At 30.1% G+C, this 14,110-nt stretch carries 14 protein-coding genes, 1 pseudogene and 1 riboswitch; of the genes and pseudogenes, 11 read left to right on the top strand and 4 right to left on the bottom strand.

What is annotated here, in order from left to right:
• Positions 1-120: 120 nt before the first annotated feature.
• On the bottom strand, positions 121-1,005 hold the full coding sequence (locus KPL44_RS16590; RefSeq protein WP_216252509.1) for a MurR/RpiR family transcriptional regulator: 885 nt from the start codon (positions 1,003-1,005) through the stop codon (positions 121-123).
• 608 nt (positions 1,006-1,613) lie between these two features.
• On the opposite strand from KPL44_RS16590, the pseudogene KPL44_RS16585 reads away from it, so the two are divergent.
• Positions 1,614-2,024, top strand: a pseudogene (locus KPL44_RS16585) (lyase family protein); the annotation flags it as partial.
• Between the two features lie 63 nt (positions 2,025-2,087).
• On the opposite strand, the gene KPL44_RS16580 reads toward KPL44_RS16585, so the two are convergent.
• Entirely contained in the window at positions 2,088-2,510 is a 423-nt protein-coding gene (locus KPL44_RS16580; protein ID WP_216252508.1) for an OsmC family protein, read from the bottom strand.
• Between the two features lie 291 nt (positions 2,511-2,801).
• Here KPL44_RS16580 and KPL44_RS16575 point away from each other — a divergent pair, with 291 nt between their 5' ends.
• Together KPL44_RS16575 and KPL44_RS16570 are read left to right on the top strand one after the other, a co-directional pair.
• Positions 2,802-3,290: an RNA polymerase sigma factor gene (locus KPL44_RS16575; protein WP_216252581.1), complete on the top strand. Its 489-nt coding sequence runs from the start codon at positions 2,802-2,804 to the stop codon at positions 3,288-3,290.
• A complete protein-coding gene (locus KPL44_RS16570; protein ID WP_216252507.1) occupies positions 3,277-4,053 on the top strand; it encodes a hypothetical protein in 777 nt (258 codons plus the stop codon). The genes KPL44_RS16575 and KPL44_RS16570 overlap by 14 nt, the downstream gene beginning before the upstream one ends.
• Positions 4,054-4,389: 336 nt before the next feature.
• On the opposite strand, the gene KPL44_RS16565 is transcribed toward KPL44_RS16570, so the two are convergent.
• Complete coding sequence (locus KPL44_RS16565) at positions 4,390-4,836, bottom strand: staygreen family protein (protein ID WP_216252506.1); 447 nt, start codon at positions 4,834-4,836, stop codon at positions 4,390-4,392.
• A 238-nt stretch (positions 4,837-5,074) separates the two neighbouring features.
• Here KPL44_RS16565 and KPL44_RS16560 point away from each other — a divergent pair, with 238 nt between their 5' ends.
• From KPL44_RS16560 to KPL44_RS16540, 5 genes are all read left to right on the top strand, one after another.
• Positions 5,075-5,506 (top strand): hypothetical protein, encoded by a 432-nt coding sequence (locus tag KPL44_RS16560; protein ID WP_216252505.1) that lies wholly within the window; start codon positions 5,075-5,077, stop codon positions 5,504-5,506.
• A gap of 114 nt (positions 5,507-5,620) precedes the next feature.
• A complete protein-coding gene (locus KPL44_RS16555; protein ID WP_216252504.1) occupies positions 5,621-5,812 on the top strand; it encodes a hypothetical protein in 192 nt (63 codons plus the stop codon).
• 148 nt (positions 5,813-5,960) lie between these two features.
• Positions 5,961-6,150: riboswitch (M-box (ykoK) riboswitch) on the top strand.
• A gap of 236 nt (positions 6,151-6,386) precedes the next feature.
• Entirely contained in the window at positions 6,387-7,376 is a 990-nt protein-coding gene (locus KPL44_RS16550) for a magnesium transporter CorA family protein (RefSeq protein WP_253201814.1), read from the top strand.
• A gap of 55 nt (positions 7,377-7,431) precedes the next feature.
• The gene (locus tag KPL44_RS16545) at positions 7,432-7,773 is read left to right on the top strand and encodes a hypothetical protein (RefSeq protein WP_216252503.1); all 342 of its coding nucleotides are present in this window, start codon (positions 7,432-7,434) and stop codon (positions 7,771-7,773) included.
• 122 nt (positions 7,774-7,895) lie between these two features.
• Positions 7,896-9,269 (top strand): DUF4317 domain-containing protein, encoded by a 1,374-nt coding sequence (locus KPL44_RS16540; RefSeq protein WP_216252501.1) that lies wholly within the window; start codon positions 7,896-7,898, stop codon positions 9,267-9,269.
• A 212-nt stretch (positions 9,270-9,481) separates the two neighbouring features.
• On the opposite strand, the gene KPL44_RS16535 is transcribed toward KPL44_RS16540, so the two are convergent.
• Positions 9,482-10,780, bottom strand: a complete 1,299-nt coding sequence (locus tag KPL44_RS16535; RefSeq protein ID WP_216252499.1) for a cation:dicarboxylate symporter family transporter — start codon at positions 10,778-10,780, stop codon at positions 9,482-9,484.
• 509 nt (positions 10,781-11,289) lie between these two features.
• On the opposite strand from KPL44_RS16535, the gene KPL44_RS16530 reads away from it, so the two are divergent.
• The 3 genes from KPL44_RS16530 to proC all read left to right on the top strand — a co-directional run bounded on the left by KPL44_RS16530 (position 11,290) and on the right by proC (position 13,992).
• Positions 11,290-12,408, top strand: coding sequence for a YkvI family membrane protein (locus KPL44_RS16530; RefSeq protein ID WP_216252497.1), 1,119 nt, complete (start codon positions 11,290-11,292; stop codon positions 12,406-12,408).
• A gap of 70 nt (positions 12,409-12,478) precedes the next feature.
• Complete coding sequence (locus KPL44_RS16525) at positions 12,479-13,168, top strand: L-2-amino-thiazoline-4-carboxylic acid hydrolase (protein ID WP_216252496.1); 690 nt, start codon at positions 12,479-12,481, stop codon at positions 13,166-13,168.
• 17 nt (positions 13,169-13,185) lie between these two features.
• Complete coding sequence (gene proC / locus KPL44_RS16520) at positions 13,186-13,992, top strand: pyrroline-5-carboxylate reductase (RefSeq protein ID WP_216252494.1); 807 nt, start codon at positions 13,186-13,188, stop codon at positions 13,990-13,992.
• Positions 13,993-14,110: the final 118 nt, after the last annotated feature.

The raw sequence follows: 14,110 nt of genomic DNA, 5'->3' as shown, positions 1-14,110 counted from the left end.
AAGCCATACAATATAAGAAAATATTTTTTTGTAGTTAAGAAAATTGATTGTTAAAGGACGAGTAGCCCCAAAAGAGTAGTTCCGTTTTTGCTTTATGGTTTAAAAAATGGAATATCTATATTAAAGATATTTGTTATCCTTATCTTTTAAGGAATAAACATTATATTCTTCCCATATGTTCTCTAAAGTAGAGAATGTTTTTACGATTTTTTCTTTTCCTCTTAATTCAACAGCTATGATTAATGCATTTATTACACTAAATGGTGCTACTAAGGAATCAACAAAGGAAGTTATGTTACTTTGTGCTATTAACGTATAGTTAGCATTCGATGCTAAGGGAGATGATAAACTATCAGTAATTGCTACAACGATGCCATGTTTGCTTCTAACGAATTCTAGAGCTTCAATTGTTCTTGTAGCATACCTAGCAAATCCTATCCCAATTATTATGTCTCGTTCATCAACATTAAACATCTGCTCAAATATATCACTAACACCATATGCAACTACCTGGACATTTTCTAAAATAAGATTTAAATAGAAAGCTAAAAATCCTGCTAATGCAGAGGAGCTTCTAAGTCCAATTATATATACCTTTCTAGCTTTAAATAATGAATTAACTATATCCTCAAAAGTTTGATTATTTATTTTCTCTAAAGTAACTCTAATATTTTCTATATCACCTTTTAAAACTTCGTCTAGTACATTTTCTTGAGTCATGGAGTCATAAGATAAGTTAAATCTGTGCATAGTAGTTAATTTATTTTTAATTAATTCCTGAAGAGATTTTTGTAGTTTAGGATAACCATTAAATCCGAACTCGTTTGCAAATCTTATAACAGTTGCTTCGCTTACTCCTACACGAATACCTAATTTAGCTGCTGTCATAAATGCTGCTTTATCATAGTGTTTTAGAATATATTGAGCTATCAATTTTTGCCCCTTACTTAAACGTAGAAATTTAGTTTGAATAGATTTCATCAAATCTTGTTTGTTATTTTCCAATCAACTCAATCCTTTATATACAAATATTTAATTAATATAAACTAGTTACTCAAATCGTTATCAAAATTATTATCTAAAACAAATTTCATTAATCTGCATTTATGATAATATATTATCATAAAGGCAAAGGGGGATGGAATGTGTGATAATTATAAATGCATTGCTGTAAACAATTACAGAATGATTAATTAACAGATGAACTTATGCATTGTGATTTGATGTTATCTGACTGCAAATAGTAAAGAAATCATAGTAACAAGGAGATAATTTCTAGTTATAGCATAGTGTGTTGTGGTGCTTATTTTTTTTATGTAAATTATTAATCGAAAAACAAATCTAAAATAAAATTAACGCTATTCATGCAATAAATGCAATATTCTAAATATTAAGATAACAATAAACAATCAGTAAAATTATACATAAATCAAAAAAAGATTTTTGAACTTAATGACTTAAAACATGTAATACCAATGCATAATGAGCAAAAAGCAATGGATTTAATTTAGTTATATCACTTATTAATAATGATTTAATGCATAGAAACCAAGTTGACAACATTTATGTATAATGTTATTGTAAGCCTATTAAAGTAAATAGGGGGTAATAATATGAAAGAAAACATGCAAAAATTTAGAGTGGAAAGTGATTCTGTGGGATCTGAAAATGTACCTGTAGAAGCATATTTTGGAGTCCAATCATTGAGAGCTTCAGAAAATTTTAATATTACAGGTAGAAGGATGCACAAGGACCTAATAATTAGTCTTGCCTAGGTGAAAAAAGCAACAGCTATTACAAATAATGAAGCTGGGTTAATGAATAAAAAAATTAAAGACGCTATAGTACAAACATGTGATGAAATAATAGCTGGTAAATTGGGTGCATATGATAAAGTTCATCCAAATGATCATGTGAATATGGGACAATCTACAAATGATGTATTCCCAACAGCGGGTAAGATGACAGCACTAAAACTTATTCCAAGGACGTTAGAGGAGTTAAGAAAACTTAATGATGTACTTATTGACTAAGCCTCATAGTAATTGTGTTATTGTGACTTTCATGACACTTTTTATTCGTGATTGCTAATTTATCTTATATTCACTGCTTATATCAACATTATCTTTTACCATATTCCAAATAGGACATGAACATTCTTCCATATTTTTTATAACCTTCTCAATATCATCTGCATGTACATCATTAGATGTAAGTTCAAATTTTAAGTGTATACTTTTAAAATATTTCGGTAATGTTTCTTTTCTTTCACCTGATGCACTTACATTTAATCCAGATACATTCTTATTCATCTTCCTTAGTAATAAAACCAAAGTCATTCCACTGCAAGTTGCTAGACTCATAAGAAATAATTCAAGTGGAGTATAACCATCTGCCTCACCTAAAGGTTGTATAGCATTTATAAATACATTATTGTTATCACGAGATATCGCTGAGAATTTCACCTCGTCATTTATTAAATCTGCTGTTACTGTTAAATTGTTAATCATAATAAAACCTCCTTGTATTCATTTTATTTAACTCTTTAAACTCGTCTTTAAGATAGTCTACAAGCAATTTCATCAAAGCATTTACTTTATTATCCCTCTCCTATGTAATCATTACCTAATAATATCATAATATTATAAATAGTTAAACTTTAATACCATTAGGGGATACAATATAATGGGATGTTATAAAAAATTTAAAATTAAATGAACCATTTAGCAGATATATCTATCTAATTAGTGTAAAGCAAAAAGAGGTAGCGCTACAGTTTGCAAAGAAAGGTAGGAAGTCAATTGAACAAGACTATATTTACAGATAAAGTTCTTGAGATTCAATCTATTTTATATCATGTGTCTAAATCAATTTTGATTCATGAGCAAGATTGTGAGGATGCAGTTCAGGGGGCAATTTTAAAAGCCTATAACAAATTAGATACACTAAAGAAAGAACAATATTTTAAAACATGGTTAGTTAGGATACTAATAAATGAATGTTATAGTTTGAAAAGTAAAGAACATTCACAAGTACCTTATGAAGAATACTTTGAGTCTGACAAGGCTGATGATAAAAATGATTATAGTGAATTATATATGGCCATTCAGAATTTACCTGAGCGTATTCGTATTACAATTGTTCTTTATTATGTAGATGGATATTCAGTAAAAGAAATTAAACAGATTTTAGGAATACCCACTGGAACTGTAAAAAGCAGGTTATCAAAAGGACGAAAATTAATAAAAATAAAATTAGAGAATATGGAGGCGAATTATGGATTCCTATAATTGGAATAATATCTTTCCAGATATGCCTAAAAGTTTTAAAAGTAAGGTGAATGAAACATTAAGCAGTTTACCGGAAAAAAAGGAGAATGATGAAATAAAAAATATAAAACCATATAAAAGAGGATCAATGAGGAAAAAAATTATTATTATATTGGCAGCTACTATGGTAATAGGAACGACTGTATTTGCCACAGGCACAGGAAAAATACAGTCTATATATGGAAGTTCAAGCGCTATACCAACATATACTACTATACCTACAGTAGAACAAGTAAAGAATAAATTTAAATTTAAGCCTAAATTAGTTGATAAATTTGACAACGGATACACTTTTGCAGATGGATATACAGACAATAAAAAAGGAGTTGATGAGAATGGCAATACTGTAAAAAAAACAAAATCCCTTGATTTTACGTATACAAAAGGTAATGACAAATTAGATCTTTCTATGGAAAACGGAATGCTCGAGGAAAGATCAAATAAAGAGACTGTTTTTGATACTTGTAACGGTATAGATTTATATTATAGTTCATCTGTTTATAAGACTGTACCAGCAAATTATAAATTGACAGAGCAGGATAAGCAGGATAAATTGTCCGGTAAATATGTGTTCAGCTATGGAAGTGACAAGATAGAAATCTCTCAGTTTAAATATTTAGATTGGATGCAGGATGGAATTCATTATTCTTTATCATCAATGAATTCTCATATATCGAAAGATGAATTAGTTAAAATGGCACCTCAAGTTATCTCTACCAAATAAAACTAATGCTTTAATAAAAAATTACTAACTTTCAAGAGTTAGTAATTTTTTTTGAATGAATTATCTCCTGGGTCGCTGTAACAGCTTCGAAGAAGATGCATTGACTACTGATTTACCCATTTGTAATTCTATTTAGTAGATAACAATTCTCAATTGTTATCCACCCACAAAACCTAATAGCTATAATTGAGCAAAATAAACTTTATGTTTACGATTGCGCTCCTAGATCTGAAATCACTAAAAATACAACTGATGAAGATATTAAATATCTACAGAAATGCTTATACTCTCATTGGAGGTTTAACTTATGTCATATGGAGACTAATTTAAGAATTTTTACTTATAATCTGAAGGCGTTCCCCATAGTTCTAAACGATTAAACATAGGATAAACAGAATTAAATTTCACATAAATAGGTGCTTTATCTAAAGATGGATTTTCTCTAAAAAACTCTCTATCTCCATATCTAAGCGCCGAAAGTGCTAGCGGCAATTCTTTTGCGAAAATGCTATTACGTACCGCTGACATTATGGGGTTCTTTTCTTTATCTACCATAACATTAACCATCAGTGCGTACTCGTTATTAATCATGATCCATTCTGCCAGTACTTCATCCCTCATGTCAGTGATTTTATCATAATCATATTTTGCTGCAATAGTCAAAAACAATTCTCCGGTATCATCTGAATGAGTAAGAGTATATTTCCTAGGAATAATTGGTTTTGTTTCACTTGTTCCCATGCCAAAATTAACGTGTAACATATCTGTATTGAATTTGCTCAAAACCTTCCCTCCATAATATAAATACATTATATATATTATGAAGTTAACTGTAGTTATGTTCTTGTTATGCACTTAAAGGCAAAATACAACATTCATTTGATAACAAAAGAAATTAGAAAAACAAATTGTATTTATAATTTGTTCACGTCCCACGGGGGATTTTCATACAATTACACGTTCTTCATACTATAAGTGGTTAACGCGTGAAGGGTCCGTAGTAGAGTCTGAAAATAAGATATTGATGAAAGAGATTATTGAAATTTGCAATAAAGTAAATGAAATTTACGGTTATAGAAGAATAACAATACAATCTTTTCAATTGGAATGTCTTAATGCCCTAGGTAGAGAATATATTGATGGTGCGGAAAAAGTAAGATTGGCAAAAGCAGCTGGGTTTAATACTATAGATGTTGATTTGATTTTTGGTATAGCAAATCAAGGGGAAGATGTTTTAAGAAAGGATTTTTTAATGGCATTTGAATTAGGGGCCACTCAAGTTTCTACATATCCGTTTATTGATTTTTCATATGCCAATAATATAAGGAAACCTTTAGGAAAACAAGAAAAAAAGCGACATCTAAATTGTTTGGAGAAAACTAGCGTTGAGATAGGGTGTGATCGAACAGCGGTTTGGAGTTTTGCTAAAAAAGGCACCTCGCGTTACTCATAGATTACCAGAGATGCTTTTATCAGGTTTGGACCTAGTGCGACTTCACTAACAAAGGAATTTTTAAAATTTAATGATGATGAATTCAAAAAGTTGTTTGGGGTAAATCTAGAGAAAATGTTCAAAATTGAATTAAGAATTGGTATTGCATTAAGATTACTTACTAAAGTGGAAAATAGCTATATTCTAACTAAAAAAGGAACTTATTTTTATCATTTATTAGAACAAAAATATACAAATCGCTATATAGATAAATCATGGAGGGAAGCAAGAGAAAATCCTTGGCCAAATGAAATACGGCTATATTAATTTTTATAAATTGCTCCAATATTTTACACAAATACATGGTATCTGTATGAACTTTAAAAAACATTTAACAAATGAAAATATTATTGACATCCTTTGGTTTTTCGCATAGTATAAAGTATAAGATTAAGACTAATTGAGAATAAAAATTTAATATTCTTGTTAGGTGAGGTTACTGTATAGATATATGCTACTGCCCAGAAACGTCGAGAGACGCCAATGGGTCAGCAGGTACTACCGGATTAAGGTTTTACTTAATGTAGCTGACAACATTCATATAAAATATGAATGGTTATGTTCTATGCTTTACAGTGCTAAAACTCAACGAGTGAAGAAACTATTATTTGGTTCGTATTGAATCTCTTCACTTTGTTGTGGGGAGATTTTTTTATTTTTATAAATATTTAAGAATATTATTTTGATAAATACACTAAAAAGGTGGTGAATTTGAGTGGAAAGCAACCCCGATCTGTATGATATTTTTATAAATAATTTAATATTGAAAAAGAGAGGATTATGTTTTACTACTCATTTTTGTTAAGGGTAAGATCCTCTCTATAAAAAGGAGGACATTACTATGTTTATGTTAACACTACCATTCCAAAATGCAAAGAAACAACAACCTGTTATAAAAGCTTTACCTACAGAGGTAAAACTAATTGAACATGAAGGGATTAAATGGGTTGATATAATTAGACCTACTAATAAGGAATTTGAGATGCTTAAAGATGTCTATGGATTTCATGAACTTTTGATAGAGGATTGTATGACTGAGCATCAAAGGTCAAAAATTGATTCCTATGAAGATTATAGTTTTATTGTACTTCACCTTCCAAGATATAGAAAAGACTGTGACAGGATTGACTCTGTAGAATTAGATATTTTTATAAGTCATGATTACGTAGTTACACTTCATGAGGGAGAATTCAAACCTTTAGTGGATTTAGCACAAAATTGCCAATTAAATGAAGCATTAAGGAAAGAATATATGGAGAAGGGTTCAGCATTATTGCTCTATGAGATAATCAAGATATTATTTGATTATTGCTTTCCTATGCTAGATAAGATTGGAGCTAAGGTTAGTGAAATAAATAAGCAAGTATTTCTTACTCGTTCTAAGGAAATGCTTGAAAATATATCAAAGACTAAAATGCAGATAATTAACTATAGAAGTGTAATTAAACCATTAAGACCCGTTGTAATAACACTCGAAAAAGATATTGTAAAATATCTTCCTAAGGATATGGACATATATTTTGATGATATTACTGATAAAATAGAAAAAATATGGGATATGCTTGAAAATTATAAAGAAGTTATTGAGTCCGCTGACAGTACCTTTGCATCACTCACAAACCACACAATGAATGGTTTGATGCGTATATTTACTATTGTTCAAGTTGCAATCTTACCTATGACTCTTGTTAGTGGACTTTTTTCTATGAATGTACAAGGGATTCCAATGCATAATTATGTACTGGCATTTTGGGTAGTATTCGGAATGATATTTATTCCAACTATATGTATTGCTGTAGTATTGCTTATTAATAAAGATAGATGGTTTTAGATTAAAGCATCTCCTTGGTCGCTGTTGCAGCTACCCAGGAGATGCTTTAATAAAAATGCGAGCTTTATTACATATTCCCATCATATATCTTGTAACTTCAAAGTTATCAGTTATCTTAAGATTTTGGTCTAAACTATTACATGCGAAATTATTAAATTTTTCCCGAATATCATTTAAATCTAATATTAATTTACACTGTCCACTTGACAGGAAGCAGTTCGTTGATGGTACAATATTCCTGATGGTTAAAAAAATAAATGAAAAAAATGAGTATGCATTTGTTGTAATAAATCATAGATTTTATTATTTTTCTTTTGTTAAAAATAATGGTGAGAAAAAGTATATTATGATAAATCCTTCAGAAGGTGATATTGTAGAGTTAAAGAATCCAAAGTGAATTTGTTACTTTATTTTTTGTAAGTAAAATACTATAATGATAATATAATAATTATACCTATAAAAAAAATACTAAGGGCAAACTATTACGTAAAGTTTGTCTATAAATTGAGGAGCTTACACATGAGAAGAAAAGATATACTTGAGTTAAAAAGACGTTTTAAAAAAGAACAATGCACCTTCACTAAAGTGTGTGGCTGCTATGTTAATGGAGAAAAACATACTATTTTAAAATTTAAAGAAAGCTTTCTAAATTTAGATGAGGATGAATACTTTAAATATTTAGAAATTGCTAAAAAAATACTGTCTGGAACTATTGGGAATAATATTTTAGAACTTAACTTTTCAACTAATGAAGATTTTACAAATGAAAGACAAACTTCGCTTATGCAGCTTAAAAACAGTCAATTAAAAGATGATGCTTTTCTTGATAATCTTTATGATTTGATTATAGATAATTATGATTACACCGGTAATTTTTTAATATTATTTTTTCATGATGCTTATGATGTTATTAGCAAAACCAAAGATAATATAAAGATAGATGAATCTGAAGAAGTATATGAATATGTGTTATGTGCAATATGTCCAGTTTCACTTTCGGAGCCTGGTCTTAGATACTTTGAAGAACAAAACGAAATAAAAGCACGTATTAGAGATTGGGTAGTCGAGTCCCCAACTAATGGTTTTGTGTTTCCTGCTTTTATTGATCGTAGTGCAGATGTTAACTCTATTATGTATTACACAAAAAATGCAAAAGATACACATACTGAATTAATGGAAAATGTTCTAGGGTGCCTCTCAAAACAAACGGCTACGGTTCAAAAGGAAACATTCCAATCAATTATTAAAGATTCTTTTAGCTTAGATGAAATTAAAGCAGATAAAATTTTTATGGATATACAAGAAAACCTAAGCACTATGATAGAAGAATACGATGAGCTAAATGATGATGCAGATAGTGAACCTATAAGCTTAACAAAGAAGGATATACAAAACCTTTTAATAGAAAGTGAAGTTCCAGGCGAAATTACTACTATGATTGAAAATGCCTATGTAGAGAACTTTGGTGATGATAATACTTTAGCTAAAAATTTAATTGACGCAAAGGCACTTAAGGCAAATGTGCAAAGAAAAAAGGAAGAACGCCTTTATAAAGAAGTTGAAATACTTAAGGCAAGACTTGATCAAGTTAAACAAGATAATACTATAGATAATGAAATTCAACTGTATACAGAACTTAACGATGACAATGTGGTTTTAGAAGAAGCGGTAGCAACTGATTTAGGAGAAACTTTAGAAACTAATTTAGAGAAAGTTTCAGATCTATATTCAGGAGATAATAATGTTAGCACTGATTATGATGTTATACTACAGGTAAAACCCGAAAAAGTATCTCAAATAAAATCTCAAATAATTAATGGCCAAAAATGCATAGTAATTCCAATTAATGACAATGAACAAACTACGGTTAATGGTATAGATAATTTGATTTAAAATAACTTTACATATTTAACCAAGGGCCTGGCCCCTTATACTCAAAGTTAAAGTTAAAAAATATTATGAAGTAAAATAGCCTTAATAGCCTATTAGGGCTAGTAAGACTATTAAATAACTTGATTGATATTACCAAAATTGATGCAGGATATTTTAATCTGAGATTGAAAAATGATAATATTGTAGACATTACTTAAAATATAGCAATGAAGTTACAAACTCTGAGCTTTGTTAGAATCAATAACTCCGTTCTTAATTTCTTCTAGATATTTCTCACCTTTAACTGCATCGTATTTACCTTCCCATTTAGACATAACCACAGCAGCTAATGAGTTACCAACTACATTTACAACTGTTCTTGCCATATCAAGGATACGGTCAATTCCAGCGACAAATGCTACTCCTTCTAATGGAATACCTACAGATCCAAGAGTAGCTAATAATACAACTAAAGATGCTCCGGCTACACCTGCCATACCTTTTGAAGTAATTGCAAGAACTACCACTAAGTTAATTTGAGCAAATATTGACAAATGAACTCCATATAACTGAGCAATAAATAGTGCTGCAATAGATTGATATAATGTTGATCCATCTAAGTTAAATGAATAACCAGTTGGAATAACAAATGATACAACAGATTTTGAACAACCAAAGCTCTCCATTTTGTTCATTACTCTAGGTAATACTGCTTCAGAACTTGCTGTAGTGTATGCAAGAATAATTTCATCTTTTAGAACTTTAATTAGTGAAAAAATGTTTATTCCAACCATTTTAGCTATTAATCCCAGTATTACTAAAACGAAGAATATCATACATCCATAAACAGTAAAAGTTAACTTACCAAGAGGAATTAGGGACTTAAGACCAAATTTAGAAACGGTCACGCCCATTAAGCCAAATACTCCAATTGGAGCTACTTTCATAACTTGATTAGTTACCCAGAACATTGCCTCAGAAATCCCTTGACATAACCGAAGAACGGGTTTCGCTTTTTCCCCGACTGCAGAAATTCCTAATCCGAACATAACTGAGAAAAATATGATAGAAAGCATATTGCCTTCAGCCATAGCGCTAACAATGTTTGTAGGAACAATATTTACAAGCATATCTACCGTGCTGTGATTTGCAACGGATTTAGTAGTACTAACATAACTTGATATGTTAGTCTTTACAAGTGTTGCCATATCTATACCTGTTCCAGGATGGAATACATTGCCTGCCAAGATTCCAATTAAGATGGCAACTGTAGTTACTACTTCAAAGTAAATTAGAGTCTTTAAACCCAATCTACCAATTTGTTTACCATCTTCTCCACCTGCAATTCCAACAACAAGTGCACAAAATATAATTGGAACTATAATCATTTTAATTAGACGTATGAAAACATCGCCTAAAGGTTGTAGAAATGGTATAACTGCTGGATTACCATAGAAAACAGCACCAACGATAACACCAAGTGTAAGTCCGATAAGAATCTGTGTACCTAGTCCAAGCTTTAATTTTTTCATCCCGTGTTCTCCTTTGAATTTTCCATTAATAAAATATTAATTGCTATTATGTTATTTAATAACAAAAAAAATGCTCTATTTGTTATTATAGAGTTAAGTATAGTTTCATTTGCAATTTTAGCTTTATTGTAGTACTAGCTTGTGGAAAATGCAAGTTTTATTTTTTATTAATTCATTTGTATAAAAAAACAATCAATTAAAAAAATATATATAACGTCCTATTACAATATATGTATTTTATTTTGATTAAATAAAACAAATAGAGTCAAAAGAAACATACTTGCTCCATATTATTACATTGCATATTAGTACAATGCATAGTAATATAATAGGAATAGTATGTATTAATTAAATTAAGTAAATATAATGAATCTAAAACGATTGAATATTTAAAAATTATTTATTCTTATCTATAGATAGTAAGGTATTGGACCTAGGAAGTTTCAGCAAATACATGTTTAATGAAATAATATTATAAATATTTAAATTAGAAAAGAGGAGTGGTTAAGGTGGAAAAACAATTAACTAGTGTAAAAAAAGTAGTACTTCTTGCAGGCGCATTGTGTGCATATTGGATTGGATCTGGGTTCGCAACAGGACAAGAGGTCTTGCAATTTTTTGCAGCAAGTGGGACAAAGGGTATTATAGCTGCATTAATTTTTGTGGCTTTAATGATACCCTTAACGTACATTTTATATGGAATAGGGCAAAAAAAGAAATTTGATAATCCATATGATGTTTTTGAATATTATTGTGGAAAAGCTCTAGGTAAAGTTTATGTATGGTACAGTGTTGTATTGGTGTATGCTATATCTGTAGTTATGCTTGCTGGTGGAGGAGCAACAATTCATCAATATTATGGAATACCAACATATATAGGTACTGGCGCTATAGCTCTTCTTGCATTGGGCACAATATTGCTTGGGGTAGAAAAATTCATTGACATAATAGGTGTTATAGGCCCAGTTAAAATTTTATTTGTGGCAATAATAGGAGTTTTTGGAATTATAACTATTTTTGGGCAGCCAACTATATTGTCAGAAGCTGGCAGGCTTATGCCAACATTAGGGTTTAAATCCGCTTCTTCTAATTGGGCATGGTCAGGAGCACTATATGCTTTTCTTGCTCTTATGGTTAGTATACCATTTCAGGTTAGTTGTGGAGCATCTGCAGGAAGTTTAAAAGAAGCAAGAACGGCAGCTGTTGTTGGAACTGTTGCTTTTACTATTGCAATTATTGCACTTATAGTAGGTGAACTTGTTTATTATAAATTAATTATAGGTACGCAAGTTCCAACATTAGCAATTGCTAATCACATATCTCCTATATTAGGATTAATTTTTTCAGTATTAATAGTGCTAAGTATTTATTCAGCAGTGGCTTCATTTCTTTTAATGGTTGTTAGAAAGTTTGCTACTGACAAAACTAAAAAGTTTAACATCATTGCAACAGCACTAACTTTAGTCAGTATGTTATTTGGAGGAGTACTTCCTTTTGATAAATTGTTGAATATTCTATATCCTTTGGCAGGATATTCAGCTATTGTTTTCACAGGATTTATGATTTATAAAGAAGTAAGAGAGAAGACTAAAGAATTAAAAGAGAATAAGGTAAATCATAGTATTTAATAGAAAAAGACTTATAATTAAGGTTTGTTGAGTAAATTAATAAATTATTGAAAGGATGTTGGATATTAAAATGGGTAAGGTTGAAATAGTTAATTGCAGGATTAAACATCATGCAGTATTAGTCGCACTCTTTGCAAAATATACTATAGAGCGTTTTGGTGAAAAAGGCAAAGAGGTGATCTATATTGGAATTGAAAATTATGGGCATGAACGTGGAAAAAGAATGGCTAAAAGAGCAATTGCAAATGGAGATGCATTAGATTTTATAAATAGTCAAGCTTACAGTGAATGGGCTCCAGAAAAAAATACAATGGAATTTGCTATTCTTGAAACAGAACCGGAACTTGTAAGTACTGTAACGAAATGTGAATGGTGTGTATCATGGAAAAAATATAATCTTTTAGATTATGGAAAATATTACTGTATAAATATAGATGCTGCTGTTTTTAATGGTTTCAATAAAAATTTTCATATGAAAGCTACTAGTAATCTAAGCTTTGGAGCAGATCATTGTGAATTTCACTGGGAAAAACCAATGCATGAAGAGGATACGATAAAACTTGCTCAAAAGAGAACGGAACTGGGTAGTACCTGCACTAGAGATTTCAATTTTCACACTGCCCATTTGCTATATTCAATGAGTGAAACATTAAAAAACGAACTCGGCGAAGGTGGTATTCTAATTATTAGTCAAGTAGTAGAAGAATACATATTGCTATTCGGCAAAGAGTATTTTGATGTTTTAAAAAATTTCAAATAAAACAGGAGGAATAAAATATGTTAAATAAAAAAATTACATTTATCGGCGGTGGGAATATGGCCGAAGGGATTATCAGAGGAATTATTTCAAATGAAATATTTTCTCCAAAAAGCATTGCAGTTTTTGATATATTAAGTGAAAGAAGAAAGTACCTTAATGTTACATATGGTATTGTAGAGACAGAAGATGTCACAGTTGCTGTAAAAGATGCAGATATTATTCTAATTGCAGTACTTCCCCAAAATATCGTAAGTGTTGCACAAAATATTAAAGATCATTTATCTGAATCTACTATAATTATTTCTATCTGTGCGGGAATCAAAATGGAAAAACTAGAAAATTTATTTGAAAGCCATCACAAACTTGTTCGTATTATGCCAAATACCATGATTGACGTACAACATGGTTATAGTGCAGCAAACGTAAATGAGCAGGTTCAACTTGAAGATAAAAAAATAGTTGAAACACTTTTAAGTGCATTAGGACAGACAATGTTCATAGATGAAAACCTCTTTAATGCATTTACTGCATATAGTTGTGCTGGGCCTGCCTACATAATGTATTTTCTTGCAGCGCTTATAGATTCTGGAGTGGAATCTGGTTTTTCCCGTAAGGATGCCACAGCTATAGCTTTAGAGAATTTAATTGCTTCTGCACTAACCATTCAAAAAACTGGAAAACATCCTTACCAAATTACGGATACAATGACTTCACCAGCAGGTACAACAATTGCAGGATTACATGTGTTAAGTGAATCTAGTTTTCATGGAACCATTATGTCAAGTGTAAAAAGTGCTCTTGAAAGGACAAATGAATTAGAATAATTATTTATGTTAATTTAATTCCATCTTAATAAAATAATAAAGAAGTATTCTATTTTATTAAGATGGAGTTAATATGCCATTTACAAAAATTGATGTAAAGAATGGCGAATGATACAAC

Origin of the sequence: Clostridium sp. DSM 17811 (genome assembly GCF_018861905.1) — a bacterium.
Classification (GTDB): Bacteria; Bacillota; Clostridia; order Clostridiales; family Clostridiaceae; genus Clostridium_AD; species Clostridium_AD frigoriphilum.
This window is presented reverse-complemented; position numbering and strand designations above follow the sequence as displayed.